The sequence below is a fragment of the Clostridium pascui genome (assembly GCF_016908015.1).
GTDB lineage: Bacteria > Bacillota > Clostridia > Clostridiales > Clostridiaceae > Clostridium_AK > Clostridium_AK pascui.
In genome coordinates this window covers 204,821-221,130 of sequence record NZ_JAFBDB010000004.1, presented here as the reverse complement: position 1 = coordinate 221,130, position 16,310 = coordinate 204,821, and the positions used below count along the sequence as shown (strand labels likewise).

Annotated in this window: 12 protein-coding genes and 1 other annotated feature; of the genes, 10 read left to right on the top strand and 2 right to left on the bottom strand. The window is 32.5% G+C overall.

Annotation, left to right across the window (positions count from 1 at the left end; genetic code table 11):
* Positions 1 to 118: 118 nt before the first annotated feature.
* From JOC70_RS11685 to mnmA, 8 genes are all read left to right on the top strand, one after another.
* The gene (locus JOC70_RS11685; RefSeq protein WP_204599065.1) at positions 119 to 1,249 is read left to right on the top strand and encodes an NAD(P)/FAD-dependent oxidoreductase; all 1,131 of its coding nucleotides are present in this window, start codon (positions 119 to 121) and stop codon (positions 1,247 to 1,249) included.
* 138 nt (positions 1,250 to 1,387) lie between these two features.
* Positions 1,388 to 1,531, top strand: coding sequence for a hypothetical protein (locus JOC70_RS11680; protein ID WP_186429202.1), 144 nt, complete (start codon positions 1,388 to 1,390; stop codon positions 1,529 to 1,531).
* A 215-nt stretch (positions 1,532 to 1,746) separates the two neighbouring features.
* Positions 1,747 to 2,649, top strand: coding sequence for a D-alanine--D-alanine ligase (locus JOC70_RS11675; protein ID WP_204599064.1), 903 nt, complete (start codon positions 1,747 to 1,749; stop codon positions 2,647 to 2,649).
* A gap of 38 nt (positions 2,650 to 2,687) precedes the next feature.
* Positions 2,688 to 4,154, top strand: a complete 1,467-nt coding sequence (gene pdxR, locus JOC70_RS11670) for a MocR-like pyridoxine biosynthesis transcription factor PdxR (RefSeq protein ID WP_204599063.1) — start codon at positions 2,688 to 2,690, stop codon at positions 4,152 to 4,154.
* 50 nt (positions 4,155 to 4,204) lie between these two features.
* Positions 4,205 to 4,642 carry an Rrf2 family transcriptional regulator gene (locus JOC70_RS11665; protein ID WP_204599062.1) on the top strand — a complete coding sequence of 146 codons (438 nt, stop codon included), beginning with the start codon at positions 4,205 to 4,207 and terminating at the stop codon, positions 4,640 to 4,642.
* A 183-nt stretch (positions 4,643 to 4,825) separates the two neighbouring features.
* On the top strand, positions 4,826 to 5,755 hold the full coding sequence (gene cysK / locus JOC70_RS11660) for a cysteine synthase A (RefSeq protein ID WP_204599061.1): 930 nt from the start codon (positions 4,826 to 4,828) through the stop codon (positions 5,753 to 5,755).
* A 194-nt stretch (positions 5,756 to 5,949) separates the two neighbouring features.
* On the top strand, positions 5,950 to 7,092 hold the full coding sequence (nifS, locus tag JOC70_RS11655) for a cysteine desulfurase NifS (RefSeq protein ID WP_204599060.1): 1,143 nt from the start codon (positions 5,950 to 5,952) through the stop codon (positions 7,090 to 7,092).
* Between the two features lie 73 nt (positions 7,093 to 7,165).
* Positions 7,166 to 8,236, top strand: coding sequence for a tRNA 2-thiouridine(34) synthase MnmA (gene mnmA / locus JOC70_RS11650; protein WP_204599059.1), 1,071 nt, complete (start codon positions 7,166 to 7,168; stop codon positions 8,234 to 8,236).
* A 68-nt stretch (positions 8,237 to 8,304) separates the two neighbouring features.
* On the opposite strand, the gene JOC70_RS11645 is transcribed toward mnmA, so the two are convergent.
* Positions 8,305 to 8,556: a CPF_0552 family protein gene (locus JOC70_RS11645; protein ID WP_204599058.1), complete on the bottom strand. Its 252-nt coding sequence runs from the start codon at positions 8,554 to 8,556 to the stop codon at positions 8,305 to 8,307.
* 474 nt (positions 8,557 to 9,030) lie between these two features.
* Positions 9,031 to 9,268 (top strand) — a binding site (T-box leader).
* Positions 9,269 to 9,329: 61 nt separating this feature from the next.
* Here JOC70_RS11645 and JOC70_RS11640 point away from each other — a divergent pair.
* Entirely contained in the window at positions 9,330 to 10,526 is a 1,197-nt protein-coding gene (locus JOC70_RS11640; protein WP_204599057.1) for a hypothetical protein, read from the top strand.
* A gap of 113 nt (positions 10,527 to 10,639) precedes the next feature.
* Positions 10,640 to 11,815: a M20 metallopeptidase family protein gene (locus JOC70_RS11635; RefSeq protein ID WP_204599056.1), complete on the top strand. Its 1,176-nt coding sequence runs from the start codon at positions 10,640 to 10,642 to the stop codon at positions 11,813 to 11,815.
* Positions 11,816 to 11,939: 124 nt separating this feature from the next.
* On the opposite strand, the gene polC is transcribed toward JOC70_RS11635, so the two are convergent.
* Positions 11,940 to 16,289 (bottom strand): DNA polymerase III subunit alpha, encoded by a 4,350-nt coding sequence (polC, locus tag JOC70_RS11630; RefSeq protein WP_204599055.1) that lies wholly within the window; start codon positions 16,287 to 16,289, stop codon positions 11,940 to 11,942.
* Between the last annotated feature and the right edge of the window lie 21 nt (positions 16,290 to 16,310).

The following is a 16,310-nucleotide window of genomic DNA, read 5'->3' as shown; positions in this document are numbered from 1 at the left end:
TAGGCATCCTATTTTTATTAGAATATAGAATATATAAGTTCAATAATAAATTACTATTTTAATTTTAAATAATGTATAAAAAAATTGTTAAGATATACATTATATAGGAGGTGATTAAATGAAAGTAGCTATTATGGGAGCTGGAATAGCTGGGCTTTCTTGTGCTATAACTTTAGAGAAGCAAGGAATTACGCCAACTATTTTTGAAAAAAGAAATAAAGTGGGGGATAGATTTATTAATGCAGAATCTATGTTTAGTATTCTCGACAGACCTATTAAAGACAATTTATCTTACATATCAGAGAACTATAATATAAATTTAAAACCTATAGATGAAATTAATAAGTTATCAATACACTCTAAAAATGAGATTGGAAATATTGAAGAGAAAATTGGATATACAAATATAAGAGGCAGACATGAGAATTCCTATGAAAATCAATTAGCAAAGCAGATAAAATGTAATATTAATTTTAACTCAAACTACGAATATGAAGAACTATGTAAAAATTTCGATTATGTAGTATTAGCTACCGGAGATGGAGAATATGCATCTCATTTAGGTAATTATAGGTGTGATCTAACTTGTACTATAAGAGGAGTAACTGTCGAAGGGGAGTTTATAACAAGTAACCCTCATATATGGTTTAATTATGATATAATACCAAAGGGGTATGCGTGGTTGATACCTTTTTCTGAAAAAGAAGCAAACTTATCTATTGCTTATCCTGATTATCCTGACAATATAAAGTTAAATATAAATGATATGTGGGACAGATTTTATAGTTTAGCTTGCAAGGATTCTGACCAAAATTTTAAAATAACTGATAAATTTGAGATTACAAGATATATGATGGGAATATGCGATAAGCCAAAATTTGATAATACATATTTCGTTGGAAATTGTTTTGGTACCATTTCCCCAGGTCTTGGATTTGGGCAATTTTCATCAATTTTAACAGGAGTATATGCAGCATATGATATTTGCAAAATGGGATGTTATCAAGAACTTACTAAACCTTTATTTGAAAACTATAATAACTCTCTTGTGTTAAGGAAATTTTTAGAAAACTTAACAAATGATCAGCTAGATTTTCATATTAAAAATTTAGATAGAAAAGTTATAAGTAAATTAGTTGATAAATTATGTGAAACTAATAATAGCAGTATTGATATACTTAAGTTATCAACTCCTGTTATGAAGCTTTGGAATGAATACAAGGAATTTAAAGGACAAAAAATACAATGAGATTTTTCTTAATAACATGTTTTCGCAATATAATATAAAAATAGAAGTTTATTAGCATTTTAGAAATTAAGTAACTTTTATCATAGAATAAATTACTCTTACCCTGGGGAAAATTTTAGTGAAGGGAGAGTGATTTAAATGGGAAAAAGCAAAAATATTAAAGCACAAAATCAGAGTATGATAGATAATAGTAATGACAGTAGAAATGCAAATAATGGATATATGCAAAATGGGAATGCTAGCAAGTATGCTGCACAACAGGGAACAAGAAACAAGAACTAGATAAAAAAAGAGGATGGAACTAAATGGAACCTATTTCAAGGACATTTTTAAGTTTCATCCTCTTTCTTATTATCGTAGTACCACTAATAATAAAAAATACTTATTAAGTGGAGCTTTCTATAAAAATTAAATTATATATAATATAAGTAAGGATGTTTAAATATATAGATAATAATTACCAAATGGTGTTATTAATTCTTCGGAGGAGAAAAATTATGCATGTAGGCGTTATAATGGGTGGAGTTTCTGATGAAAGAGAAATATCAATACTCACAGGAAATGAAATAATAGAAAATCTTGATAAAGAAAAGTATGAGGTGCTTCCTGTACCTATAAATACAGAATACGAACTTATAGACAGAGCAAAATCTTTAGAGTTTGCATTTATTGCTCTCCATGGGAAGTTTGGGGAGGATGGTAAAATTCAAGCAATTCTTGAAAGTCTTAAAGTACCATATTCAGGATGTGGAGTTCTAGAAAGTGCATTGTGCATGGATAAAAATATATGTAAAAAAATATTTTTAGGAGAAAATATACCTACACCTAAGTGGATTATGGTAAAACATGAAGATGATATAAATTATGAGAAAGTAGATGAAATGAAATATCCCATAGTGGTTAAACCAAACAGTGGTGGATCAAGTATAGGAATATTTATAGTTAAAAATAAAGAAAACTTAAAAGAAGCTGTAAAAGAAGCCCTAAAGCATGATAAAGAAGTAATGATTGAAGAATATATAAAGGGCGAAGAGATAACTTGTTGTATGCTTGATGGACAAATATTACCTATACTATCTATAAAGCCTAAGAGAGATGAGTTTTTCGATTACAAATCGAAATATGAGGACGAGGGTGCAGAAGAAATTGTGGTAAATTTACCTGATCATATTGATAAGAAAGTTAAAGATATTTGTAAAAAATGCTGGAAAGGTTTAAACTTAAGAGTATATGCACGTATCGATATAATGATAAAAGGGGAAGAAGTATATGTACTTGAGGTAAACACTCTATCTGGTATGACTAAAAATAGCTTATTTCCTAAAAGTGCTAAGGCAGCAGGTATGAGCTTTAAAAGCCTTTTGGATAAAATAATAGAGTTATCAGGAAAACAATTTTAGCGGATTCATATAATTAAGTTGGTATATAAGGAGCTAATATGTTTAGAAATATAAATTTTAATAAAAAAGAGCCTATATATGAACAGCTTTATAATTATATAAAAAATATGTTAGAGGATGGAATGCTTTCATCCTCTAGTAAACTTCCTTCTACAAGAGAAATAAGCGAAAACCTAAATATAAGTAGAAATACAGTGGTAAGAGCATATGAAATTTTAGAGGCTGAAGGATACATATATACTATAAAAGGTAAGGGAAGTTTTGTAAGTGAAATAAAAAAGATAACGATTAACGATTGGAATGTAGACTGGGAAGAAACTGTGAATTCTTTTGCTAAAAGGGCAGAGAAGTTAGATGTTATGAAAAATGAGGCTGTTTTTAAAAAAGGTATGATATCTTTTAAAAGTATTGCTCCAGATGAAAGTTTGTTTGACATAGAAGAATTTAAAAAAGCTTTTTTAGATAGAATGGCGATAGAGGGAGAAAAACTTTTAAATTACGGATATGCTCAGGGATACAAGCCTTTAATAAACTATCTTATGGACTATATGAATAAAAAAGGAGTTAGTACAAGAGATAATGATATACTTATAACTAATGGCTTTACCGAGGGATTTGATATAATCTTAAGCACATTAACTAACAAGGGAGACAGTATACTTTGTGAAGATCCTACTCATAATACAGCTATAAAAATAATGAAACTTCAAGGAATTGATATTCACGGAATAGCTGTAAACAAGGAAGGGATTGACGAAGATAAGCTTAGAGAAGAACTTAATACCCATAAGTTTAAGTTTGCTTTTTTCATACCATCATATCATAATCCTACAGGTATGGTTATGTCTTATAAAAAAAGAGAAAATGTATATAATATACTTAGGCAATATAACGTTCCTATAATAGAGGATGGATTTAATGAAGAATTACAGCATTCAGGATCTCATATTGCACCTATAGCTAGTATAGGCGGCGATGGAAATGGAGTAATTTATATAGGAAGTCTATCAAAAATACTTTTTCCAGGTCTCAGAATTGGATGGATATTTGGAGATAGAAGACTTATAGATATACTTCAAAGTGTTAAAAGAAGCAGAAATATACACACTTCATTTTTAGATCAAGCACTTTTGTATCAATATATGAACAATGGAAGCTTTGAAAAATATTTAAAAAAGGCTAGGAATATATATAAATCAAAATATAATTTTACAAAAGAACTTATTAAGAAATACATCCCTCATGAATATATATTAGGGGATGGAGGCTTATATGTATATATAAAGCTTAAAGGTATAAGTTCAAGAGAACTCTTAAAAAACTGCTCTAATAGAGGCGTAATATTCACTCCAGGAGATATGTTTTATGTAAACAAAGGAGGATATAATGAATTACGACTTAGTTTTTCCAGGATTTCATTTGACAATATAGAAAAAGGCATAAAAATAATTGGAGAAGAGGTCAAAAAACTTAAAAATAATGTTGACAAATTAAGTGGAAATTAATATAATTAATATAACATATAAAACTTATTTGTTTAGTAGGAGTTGTTGAAGTGAAGATATCTACAAAAGGAATATATGGATTAAAAGCAATACTAGATTTAGCTACAAATTCATTTAATGATGTGGTTACGTTAAAAAGTATATCGGAAAGACAAAATATATCTGAAGGGTACTTAGAACAAATTTTTTCTCTCTTAAGAAAAAGAGAACTGGTAAAGGGAAGAAAAGGCTCTCAAGGAGGATATACTTTAGTAAAGGAACCTAAAGATATTACAGTAGGAGAAATACTAAGGGCCTTAGAAGGAGAACTTTTTCAAGTAGATGTTCCTGAAGAAGAAAAAAACTCTAAGATAGAAAGATGTATAGAAGATAGAGTTTGGGGGAATTTAAGAGAAAATATAAACCAAGTTGTAGATTCTATAACTTTAGAACAACTTGTAGAAGATTATAAGAAATATAATAATGATGTAACTATGTATTATATATAAAAATTAGAAATTATTTATAAAGTGCAATTTATATTTCAGTTACAGATAATTGATAAAACAAATATTATTTAGTTGGGATGCGCGGTTTATAGGAATATTAAGAGTTCTGTAAAAATATATCCCAACTAAAATTTTAAATAAAATCATAGTAAACAAATATGTATAATAGAGGAGAGATGTTATATGAAAAAGGTATATAATAATTTAACAGAATTAATAGGAAACACACCACTTGTAAAAGTTGATAAATTTAAGGAAAGATACAATTTAAAGGGGAATATAATTGCAAAGGTAGAATATTTTAACCCAGCAGGAAGTGTAAAGGATAGAATTGCATTTGCAATGCTTGAAGAAGCTGAAAAACAGGGACTTTTAAATAAGGATTCTATAATTATAGAGCCAACTAGTGGAAATACTGGCGTGGGACTTGCTTTTGCAGCTACAGTAAAAGGATATAAATTAATACTAACTATGCCTGATACCATGAGTGTTGAAAGAAGAAATTTACTAAAGGCTTATGGAGCAGAGCTTGTATTAACACCTGGAGCAGAAGGTATGAAAGGTGCAATTAAAAAAGCAGAAGAAATAGCAGCTGAAAATAATAATTCTTTTATACCTCAGCAGTTTGAGAATAAAGCAAATCCTAAAATTCATAAACTAACTACAGCAAAAGAAATATGGGAAGATACTGAAGGCCAGGTAGATATATTTATAGCAGGGGTAGGAACTGGAGGAACTATAACTGGAGTTTCCGAATACCTAAAAGAAAAAAATCCAAATGTTAAAATAGTGGCAGTGGAACCAGAAGCTTCAGCTGTACTTTCAGGGGAAAAACCAGGCCCTCATAAAATTCAGGGGATAGGTGCAGGATTTATTCCAAGTATATTAAACACAGAAGTAATTGATGAAATAGTAAGAGTTACAAATGAAGATGCACTTAAAACTACAAAAGAAGCAGCTCATCTAGAAGGAATGCTTGTTGGAATATCTTCTGGAGCGGCACTATATGCAGCAAAGATAATAGCGGAAAGAGAAGAAAACAAAGATAAAAATATAGTTGTACTTCTTCCTGATACAGGATCAAGATATTTATCTATGGGAATATTTGATTAGTAACCAGTAGTCAGTAACCAGTAGCCAGTAAAATGTGGTTTTGCTTTGCAAAACATCCATAACTGGTTACTGGTTACTTTTTTACTGCTTACTAGTCTTGGATAGTTCACAAAAAAGGTGTAAAATTTAATAAATCCTTATACTAGAACTTAGTGCTTTGTGTTATACTATATTGTTGTACGGAGGTGAATAATTTGGATAAAATATATATGGATTATAGCGCTACTACTTATGTAAAACCAGAAGTAGTAGAAGCAATGGAACCTTACATAAAAGAATATTTTGCAAATCCTTCTTCTGCATATTCTCTTTCCAATAGGGCAAAAATGATTATAGATGAAAGCAGAGAAGCGTTAGCAAATTTAATAAATGCTAAGAGTAGTGAAATATATTTTACTTCAGGGGGAACTGAAAGTGACAACTGGGCAATAAAAGGAGTGGCCTTTGCAAATATGAATAAGGGACGCCATATAATCACTTCTTCCATTGAACATCATGCAGTTCTAAATGCCTGTGAGTATTTAAAGAAGTTTGATTTTGAAATAACTTATCTTCCTGTGGATGAATATGGGCTTATACATCTACAAGAATTAAAAAATAGCATAAGAAAAGATACTATTTTAGTTTCAATAATGATTGCAAATAATGAAATAGGAACTATAGAGCCTATAAGTGAAATAGGAAAGGTTTGTAAGGAAAGAAATATAGTTTTTCACACAGATGCAGTGCAGGCAGTGGGGAATATACATTTAGATGTAGAAAATATGAATATAGATTTATTAAGCTTTGCTTCTCATAAAATATATGGACCAAAGGGAATTGGTGCACTATATATAAGAAAAGGTACTAAAATAGATAATTTAATTCATGGAGGAGAGCAGGAAAAAGGAAAACGAGGAGGTACAGAAAACTTAGCCTCTATTGTTGGATTTGGAAAGGCTTCTGAAATTGCTTTAAATAATCTAAATGAGCATAGAGAAAGATTAATCTATTTGAGAGATATACTTATAAATGAACTTTTACAAATACCTGGGACTAAGCTAAATGGTGCTAAAGGTGAGAAAAGACTTCCTGGAAGTGTAAACATAACATTTAATGATGCCCAAGCAGAATTAATGCTTATGATGATGGATAGGGAAGGTATTTTTGTATCCTCAGGTAGTGCATGTCAAGCTGGGGCTGTAGAGCCTTCGCATGTACTTAAAGCTATAGGGCTTTCAAATAAAGAAGCCAAGGAAGCTATAAGATTTAGTTTAGGAGATAAAACTACAAAGGAACATGTAGATAAGGTTATTAATGTGGTTAGGGATTGTGTACAAAAGTTAAGAGGTTATTAGTCATTAATATCGAGCTCATAAAAATGCATGAAGCTATTAGGTGTTAGGATTAAGTTTAATAGGAGGTATTAAGTTGAAGAAGAAAGTTTTACTTGGTATGAGCGGAGGAGTGGATAGCTCTGTTGCAGCTTATCTTTTAAAAGAGCAGGGGTATGATGTAATTGGAGTCACAATGCAAATATGGCAGGATGATGATAATTTTGAGGAAAGGGATGGAGGATGCTGCTCACTAAGTGCTGTAGCAGATGCTAGAAGAGTTGCACAAGCACTAGATATTCCTTTTCATGTAATGAATTTTAAAGAAGACTTTAAAGAAAAGGTAATAGATTATTTTGTGGATGAATATCTTGTAGGTCGAACTCCAAACCCATGTATAGCATGTAATAAGCACATAAAGTTTGACTTGTTTCTAAAAAAAGCAATGGCAATGGGCATAGATTATGTAGCTACAGGTCATTATGCAATAATAGGTCAAAATGGCTATAGATATACACTTAGAAAATCTGATGACTCAAGAAAAGATCAAACTTATGCACTTTATAATCTTACTCAATTTCAATTAAGCAGAACCCTTATGCCTTGCGGAGAATATACAAAGGATCAAATAAGGGAAATAGCAAAAAAAATAGGTCTTAGAGTACACAATAAAAAGGATAGTGAGGAAATATGTTTTGTATATGATAATGATCATGGCGGATATATAAATAGAAACTATCCTGGAAAAGTAAAAGAAGGAAATTTTATAGATAAAAATGGAAATATACTTGGAAAGCATAAGGGAATTGTATACTATACAATAGGACAAAGAAAAGGACTTGGAATAGCTTTGGGTAAACCTGTATATGTTACAGACATAAGACCAAAGACTAATGAGGTTGTACTTGGAGATGAAGAAGATATATTTACAAGAGTACTTGTAGCAAAGGATATAAACTTAATTTCCATGGATATTTTAGAGGCACCAATGGAAGTTGAAGCTAAAATAAGATATTCGGCACACCCCCAAAAAGCATTAATAGAGCCAATTGATGGTGGACATAAAATAAAGGTTACTTTTAAGGAAAAACAAAGAGCTATAACTAAGGGTCAATCCGTAGTATTTTATGATGGAGACATGGTTCTTGGTGGAGGAGTTATTGAATAATTAATGTTTGATGTTAAATGATTAATAATTAATTTAAAATAAAAAAGCTTGCAATAATGCAAGCTTTTTTAAATATCCATTTTGTTTACATGAACTCCTTCAACAGAGATTAGTTCATTTTCGAGTGCTTCTACATCAGGCTTTTCAGCAAATATTTGAAGAAGTATAAGTCCCTTTGGAGAACAAGAATCTTCTTCAGTTTCATGTAAGCCTATTCGTGTTTTTATTATACAGCCATGCTCAGTTAAAATTTGTTGTACCCTTGGAGCATGTTCATCTCTTCCGTCGATGGTAACAGCCATTATGATAGTTTTTTTCATAAGTGGAAAACTCCTTCCTTGTAAATTTAGATTTAGTTTGTGATTTTTCATTACACATACAATAGCATACAAATATTATCTTATCCAAATTTAGGGAAATTATATACTAAACTATAATATTTTTCTAAATAAATTAAAAACAATACAAAATAAGAAATTATAGTCGAATAAAATATGAGAATTTTATCTTGCATAGTATTAAAATTATGAAGCGATAATGTAGCTGTTAATAAAATAAGTAGTAGGAAATAGTACTTTGAGTTTTTATAATTTTATAGTGTTTAGTATAAGTGAATTAATATATTTCAGTAGTCGTTTTCAAAAAAGGTGCTTGTTTTGCAAGTAATTATTCATAGAAAAGTAATTGTAAAACATTCAAACTTTTTACAAAAATGCCGTTGACACCCCTTTTTATAGATGATAAGATAAATAACAATAATCCCAAATAACATTTGGGTAAAAAGTAAATACATGGAAATAGTTATGATGGGAAAAAGCTATATAAATTTAGTTACAGAGAGCCAATGGCTGCTGAGAATTGGTGCTAATGATATAGGCAATACTCAACCCTGAACATAAAAACTGAAACCTAAGTAAGTTTTTACGGTAGCATCCGTTATAATGTAAGAGTTTTATAGAAACTGTCAAAGGCCATAAATACATTTAGTTTGTGGTGAAGTAGAGTGGTACAGCGTTAGTATACGCCTCTATATATCTGAAGGATATATAGAGGTTTTTTATATACTAATATAAATTAAAGGGGGAAAAAAATTATGGATGGACTTCTTGCATTTTCGGTTTTACTTCTAATCTTTGGTGTTGGTGACTTTGTATCATCAAAGACAAAGGCTATTTGTTCTACTATGTTTGTATCTTCAGTAATTCTAATGGTTGGTTTTTGGGTGGGGCTTCCCAAAACTATATTCAAGGATTCATCCTTACTTGCTATGGGAAGTATATTAATAGCAGTACTAATTACCCATATGGGAACACTCATGAGTATAAAGGATTTAGTACAACAGTGGAAAACTGTTGTAATAGCACTAGCTGCTATTATAGGAATCGGTGTTTTTGTATATTTTGCAGGTACTCCAATTTTAGGAAAAGATTACGCTGTAGCTGCAGCACCACCAATAGCTGGAGGAGTTGTAGCAGGTATTATGATGGGTGAGGTTGCCAAGGCAAAAGGACTCGAAACAATTATGGTTTTTGCAACATTACTTGTAGTAGTTCAAGGCTTTTTTGGATATCCAATAGCTTCAATTTGTCTTAGAAAAGAAGCAAAAAGATTATCAAAGGAATTAAAAGAAGGCAAGTTAAATATAAATGATAAGAGGGATGCTACAGAAATGGCTGCCACATCAGAAAATATAGATAAACCAAAAAAATATTTAATACCAGCTCTTCCAAAAGAACTTCAAACATCTTCAATACTTTTAGCAAAGCTTGGACTCGCAGCAGTGCTAAGCTATAAAATATCTGCACTTACAGGAAATGTAGTAAATAAGTATGTTGTATGTTTAATTATCGGAGTAGCGTTAAAGGAACTAGGATTTTTGGAAACTGATAGCATGACTAAAGCAAATTCTTTTGGATTAGCAATGGGTGCACTTATGGTTGTAATATTCTCAAATCTAGTAAGCGCAACTCCTCAAATGGTATTAACATTATTATGGCCTTTAGTTGTAAGTTTAACATTAGGGGTTATAGGTATTGTCATTACCAGCATACCCGTAGGTAAGGTTTTGGGCTATAGTTGGCAGATGTCTTTATCAATAGGTATTACTGCGTTATTTGGTTTTCCAGGAACATTTATAATTTCTCAAGAAGTTGCAAATGCAGAAGGAAAAACTGAGGAGGAGAAGAAGGCAATATTAGATGAAGTTCTTCCTAAGATGCTTATATCAGGATTTGTAACTGTAACCATAGCTTCTGTAGTACTTGCAGGGTTTATGGTAAAAATGATGTAAGTTAGGAGTTAGGCCAAGGATTCTAAGATCAAGAAAATGAATCAATAATTACAAGCTGGTACTAGTTACTGATTACTAGCAACTGGGCACTAAATATACGGGGAGGTTTGGATATGAAAACTTTAGATTTTGCGAAAGAAAATTATGAATGGATGGTAAATTTAAGAAGGGATTTTCACAGGCATCCAGAGGCATCCTTCGAGGAATTTAGAACTACAGATAAAATCGAAGAAGAATTAAAGAAAATGGGAATAGAAACTCTAAGGGTAACAAAAACAGGTGTTGTAGGGCTATTAAAAGGAGGGAAAGAAGGAAAGGTTATAGCTTTACGTGCTGACATAGATGCACTATCTGTAAATGAGCAAACTGGGCTTTCATTCAGCTCAGAAACACCTGGATTAATGCACGCTTGTGGACATGACTGCCATGCTGCAACATTACTTGGAGCAGCAAAAATTTTATCAGGAATGAAAGAAGAACTACAAGGAACAGTAAAATTTATATTTCAGCCTGCAGAAGAAGTAGCGGGTGGGGCAAAGGCTATGATAGAAGGTGGAGTACTAGAGAATCCTAAAGTAGATATGATATTTGGAATGCATATTTGGTCAGATGTGCCTACAGGACAAGTAGGCCTCCAGCCGGGACCTGTAATGGCATCAGCAGATTGTTTTGATTTAACTATAATAGGAAAGTCCGCACATGGTTCTTCACCATGGCAAGGGGTTGATGCATTAACTTGTGCAACAGCAGTAGTTCAAGGACTTCATACTATTGCAACAAAAGTAAATGATGCAAGACAACCTATAGTTATAAATGTAGGGACCTTTCATTCTGGAGAAAGATTTAACGTAGTACCTGGAAAAGCAACCATACAAGGGATGAATAGAGCATTTACTGAATACTCTAGAAAAATGCTTCCTGAATGGATTGAAAAAATGGTTAAAAATACTTGTGAAGCTCATGGTTGCCAGTATGAATATAAGTATGAATTTATGTGCAGCCCTACTATAAATGAAGAAAAATCCACAAAGTTTGCTCGGGAATCTGTAGCAAAAGTAGTAGGACAGGAAAATATAATTGCTATAGATAAGGCGATGGGATCAGAGGATTTCTCAGAATACGCACAAAGGGTACCAGGAGCATTTATGTTCCTAGGGGGAAGAAATGAAGAAAAGGGATGTAAGTATTCCCATCATTCAAATTTCTTCAATGTAGATGAAGATGCACTTCCACTTGGGGCTGCAAGCTATGCACAAGTGGCAATAGATTTCTTAAATAAAAATAAATAATAACAAAAAACCTCAAGAATAAAGAAGTATTCTTGAGGCTTTTTTTCTATAAATAAAGATGGTGGTAGTGTATATAGATAAATCTTTATAACTTTTAGTTCGTATTAGTAATGATTTTTACTGGCTAAATCACATCAAAAAAGCTAAGCTGATCACTTTCTGGAAGACCTATTAAGCAGCCAAATTTTCTGAGTGAATCTATAGCAGAATTTCCAATCTTAGCACGTTTCTTTAGATCTTCTACAGAGCTAATGGGCTGTTCTTCTTGGATTGCATTATATATTCCTTCTGCAGCTACCGTTCCCATACCGGATATGCTGTTTATAGGAGGTCTTAAACCATCCTCTTCGACTAGAAATTTAGAGGCATGGGATTTATATAAATCAATAGGAAGGAATTTAATGTCCCTTTCATACATTTCTAAAACTATTTCTAAGTCATCATACATATCCTTATCCTTAGGAGCTGCTTGATTACCCATCATATCAATTTCCTTCATCTTTTCTTTAACTTTTTCTTTTCCAAATATCATAAATTCTGCATCAAAGGCCTTTGCTCTAATGCTGAAGTATGCTGCATAATAGGCCTTGGGTATATGAACTTTAAACCAAGCTATTCTGAAGGCCATCATAACATAAGCTGCAGCATGGGCCTTAGGGAACATATATTTTATTTTCCTGCAGGAATCTATATACCATTCTGGTACATCATGTTCTCTCATCATTGCTTCATATTCAGCCCATTTTTCAGGGTCCTTTAATGCCTTTCCTTTACGAACTAGCTCCATTATTTTAAAGGCAGTGTTAGGTGGTAAACCTTTTTTGATTAGATAAACCATGATATCATCTCTGGTACACACAGCTTCACTTATGCTGGTAACTATTTTTGAATCAATTAAATCCTTAGCATTTCCTAGCCACACATCAGTACCATGAGAAAGTCCTGATATACATATTAAGTCCATAAAGGTTTTTGGCATTGTATCTAAAAGCATTCCTCTTACGAATTTAGTACCAAACTCAGGAACTCCAAATGTTCCTACCTTAGAATTTATCTGCTGGGGAGTTACTCCCAGAGCTTGTGTGGATGAGAATATAGACATGGTCTCCTTATCATCCATAGGTATCGTCTTAGGGTCTACTCCTGTAATATCCTGCAGCATTCTTATAACTGTTGGATCATCATGGCCTAGTATATCAAGCTTCAATAAATTCTGATCAATGGAGTGATAATCAAAATGTGTTGTAATAATATCTGAGCTGGAATCATCTGCAGGATGCTGTACTGGGCAAAATTCAAATATTTCTCTTCCCTTGGGAACAACTATTATACCCCCAGGATGCTGTCCTGAGGTTCTTTTTATACCTGTACATCCTCTTGAGATCCTAAGAATTTCTGCCTTATTTACTGATATACCTTTTTCATCAAAATACTTTTTTACATATCCAAAAGCTGTTTTTTCTGCTATGGTACCTATAGTTCCTGCTTTAAAGGTTGTTCCTTTCCCAAAGATAACCTCTGTATATCTGTGAGCCTTTCCCTGATACTCTCCTGAAAAGTTTAAGTCTATATCCGGTTCTTTATCTCCATTGAAACCTAAGAAGGTTTCAAAAGGGATATCTATGCCATCCTTAACTAAAGCTTCTCCGCAAACAGGGCAAATCTTATCTGGTAAGTCAAAACCGATTTTATAGCCATAGTCAGTAAAGTCCGAATGCTTACAGCTAGGGCATCTGTAATGAGGCGGCAGGGCATTTACTTCAGTTATACCAGTCATATATGCTACAACAGAGGAACCAACAGATCCTCTAGAACCTACCAAATAGCCATCTTCATTTGATTTCCATACAAGCTTTTGAGCAATTATATACATTACGGAGAATCCGTTTTTTATAATTGAATCCAGCTCTCTATCGAGCCTTTGTTGAATAATTTCAGGAAGAGGGTCTCCATAAAGTTCATGAGCCTTACCATAGGTAATATCTTTAATGGTTTGCTCACATCCATCTATATGTGGTGTAGCTTTTTGTGGCGAAATAGGGCTAATCTGTTCACACATATCAGATATCGTATTGGTGTTTGCCACTACCACCTCATAGGCCTTTTTGCTTCCTAGATAGGAAAACTCTTCAAGCATTTCCTCAGTTGTTTTTAAATATAAAGGAGCCTGATTATCTGCGTCTTTAAATCCCTGTCCTGCTTCTAATATACGCCTGTATATCTCATCCTCAGGGTCCATAAAGTGAACATCTCCTGTTGCCACTACAGGTTTATTTAATTTTTCACCCAGAGCAACAATTCTTCGATTGATTTCTTTTAGATATTCTCTATTAGGTACCTGCTCTGTTCTTACTAAATAATCATTATTCCTTAGGGGTTGAATTTCTAAATAATCATATTCCTCTGCAATGGTTTCAATTTCCTCATCTGATTTTCCAAGCAAAATCGACTGGTAAAGTTCTCCTTCACTACAGGCACTACCAAGGATTAAACCTTCAGAGTATTTTTTATAAAGGCTTTTTAATATACGAGGTTTCTTATAAAAATAATCCAAATGGGAATAGGATACCAGCTTATATAAATTCTTTAATCCTACATAATCCTTTGCTAGTATTATTGCATGATAGGTTTTAAGCTTTTTATATTCCTCCCTCTTAGCTTCTTCATCGGAGCCGTATATATCTATATCCTGAAGAGTTTCTGCGCCTCTCTTCTTTAGCTTTTCAAGCATTATATTAAAGACCTTAACGGTGGTAGCCACGTCATCTAAGGCTCTATGAGCAACCTCAACCTTTATGCCAAGATTCTTAGCGATTCTTCCTAATTTATAGGTTTTAAAATCAGGAAAGAGCTCTTTTGCTAAGGATAAGGTATCCAAGTATGTAAAATCGAAGTCATACCCTAAGACTTTAGCGTTATGCTTTAAGAAGCCTACATCGAATTCAGCATTATGGGCAACCAAAACGCTTCCCTGTATAAACTGTAACATTTTAGGGAGCACATTTTCTATGGTTTCTGCATCTTTTACCATATCATCGGTTATATTGGTAACTTCAATAACCCTTGCAGGAATAGGTTTTTCGGGATTTACAAAGCAGCTAAATTCCTCTATTACCTTTCCGTCTTTAAGTTTCATAATTCCTATCTCAGTAATTTTTTCTGTTACTGGTGAAAAGCCTGTGGTTTCCAAATCCAGTACACAATAGGTGGTATCAATGCTCTGGCCCTTAAGATTTGTTACAGAAGGTTTTTTATCCGGTGCTAAATAGGCCTCTACTCCATATATGACCTTCATATCAGGATTATCTCTTCCCAAAAGCTTATGGGCCTCAGGAAAGGATTGAACAACTCCATGATCGGTTATAGCAATAGATTTCATGCCCCAGCTCATGGCTCTTTTAATCAAATCAGTAGCGCTGCTCATAGCATCCATCTGACTCATTTGTGTATGCATATGCAGTTCTACTCTTTTTACCTGCGATCTATCCTGTCTCTTAACTTTTCTCATACCTTCTATTTCTATTATAGTATTGGCAATAAGTTCAACTTCTCCGGAAAACTTACTATAGCCCGCATTTCCAGAAAGCCTAACTCCTTTAGCCTTTTTAAGTCTAGATAATATCTCACCGTCTTCACCAGGCTTAATAAAGGATTTACAAGTCATAGAGCTTGAGCCATCATATAAGTCAAAAGAAATTAATGTTTTTCCACTTTTTAATTCCTTTGCTTCTATATTGGATATTTCCCCCTGTATAGCTATCTTTCCCTCATCTGGTGTAATATCAGTAATTTTTATTATAGTATCCTTAATTTTAGAGCTTCTGCCTAGTATCAAGAAAGGATCACCTTTTTTTACATCAGTTTCGGATTTTAATTCTTGTTTTTTTTCTGAAGATTCCTTAGGTAAGTTAGGGATAACATTATTTAAAGTTGCCTCAACTTGCTTTTGAATAAACAGCATTTCCTTTTCACGTATATCCTCTTGCTCCCTTATCAAATCTTCGCTGCTTACTTTATCGATAAAATTTATTTTATATGCTGTGCCATATAGGTTTTTGATGGCATTATGGATTTTTTTATCATAATCCATGGATTTTAGAAAGCCTGACACTGCAATTTTAAAATTAAAGTTTATTGTATCATTATCCACTTCATAGTCACTATTATTTATCACTGCCTTTAATGCAGGGTATTTATCTGCCAGTGAAAGTACGATACTTTCCAATTCATCTTTTATAGGCTTTTTTTCTGTTCCATCAACATATGTTACAGTGATTTTAGAATCGTTCAATGTAAATCTTTCTCTTATAAACTTATTTAGGAATTCAAATTCTCTTATCTCAATATATTTATCTGAGCTGATTTTCATCTCTAAGGTTTTAGTATTTTTCTTTAGGACTACTGCTTCTACAAGTGCAGTATTTATGTTACCCCCTGATTCATAATCACTAAAAATTTCATTTATTCTTCTCATGTTAATTCCTAACCTTCTCCC

Excerpts from the sequence above, each read along its gene's own strand:
- JOC70_RS11675 (WP_204599064.1), top strand. The coding sequence starts at position 1,747 with ATGCATGTAGGCGTTATAATGGGTGGAGTTTCTGATGAAAGAGAAATA.
- JOC70_RS11645 (WP_204599058.1), bottom strand. The coding sequence starts at position 8,556 with ATGAAAAAAACTATCATAATGGCTGTTACCATCGACGGAAGAGATGAA.
- polC (WP_204599055.1), bottom strand. The coding sequence starts at position 16,289 with ATGAGAAGAATAAATGAAATTTTTAGTGATTATGAATCAGGGGGTAAC.
- pdxR (WP_204599063.1), top strand. The coding sequence starts at position 2,688 with ATGTTTAGAAATATAAATTTTAATAAAAAAGAGCCTATATATGAACAG.
- JOC70_RS11640 (WP_204599057.1), top strand. The coding sequence starts at position 9,330 with ATGGATGGACTTCTTGCATTTTCGGTTTTACTTCTAATCTTTGGTGTT.
- cysK (WP_204599061.1), top strand. The coding sequence starts at position 4,826 with ATGAAAAAGGTATATAATAATTTAACAGAATTAATAGGAAACACACCA.
- JOC70_RS11685 (WP_204599065.1), top strand. The coding sequence starts at position 119 with ATGAAAGTAGCTATTATGGGAGCTGGAATAGCTGGGCTTTCTTGTGCT.
- JOC70_RS11635 (WP_204599056.1), top strand. The coding sequence starts at position 10,640 with ATGAAAACTTTAGATTTTGCGAAAGAAAATTATGAATGGATGGTAAAT.
- JOC70_RS11680 (WP_186429202.1), top strand. The coding sequence starts at position 1,388 with ATGGGAAAAAGCAAAAATATTAAAGCACAAAATCAGAGTATGATAGAT.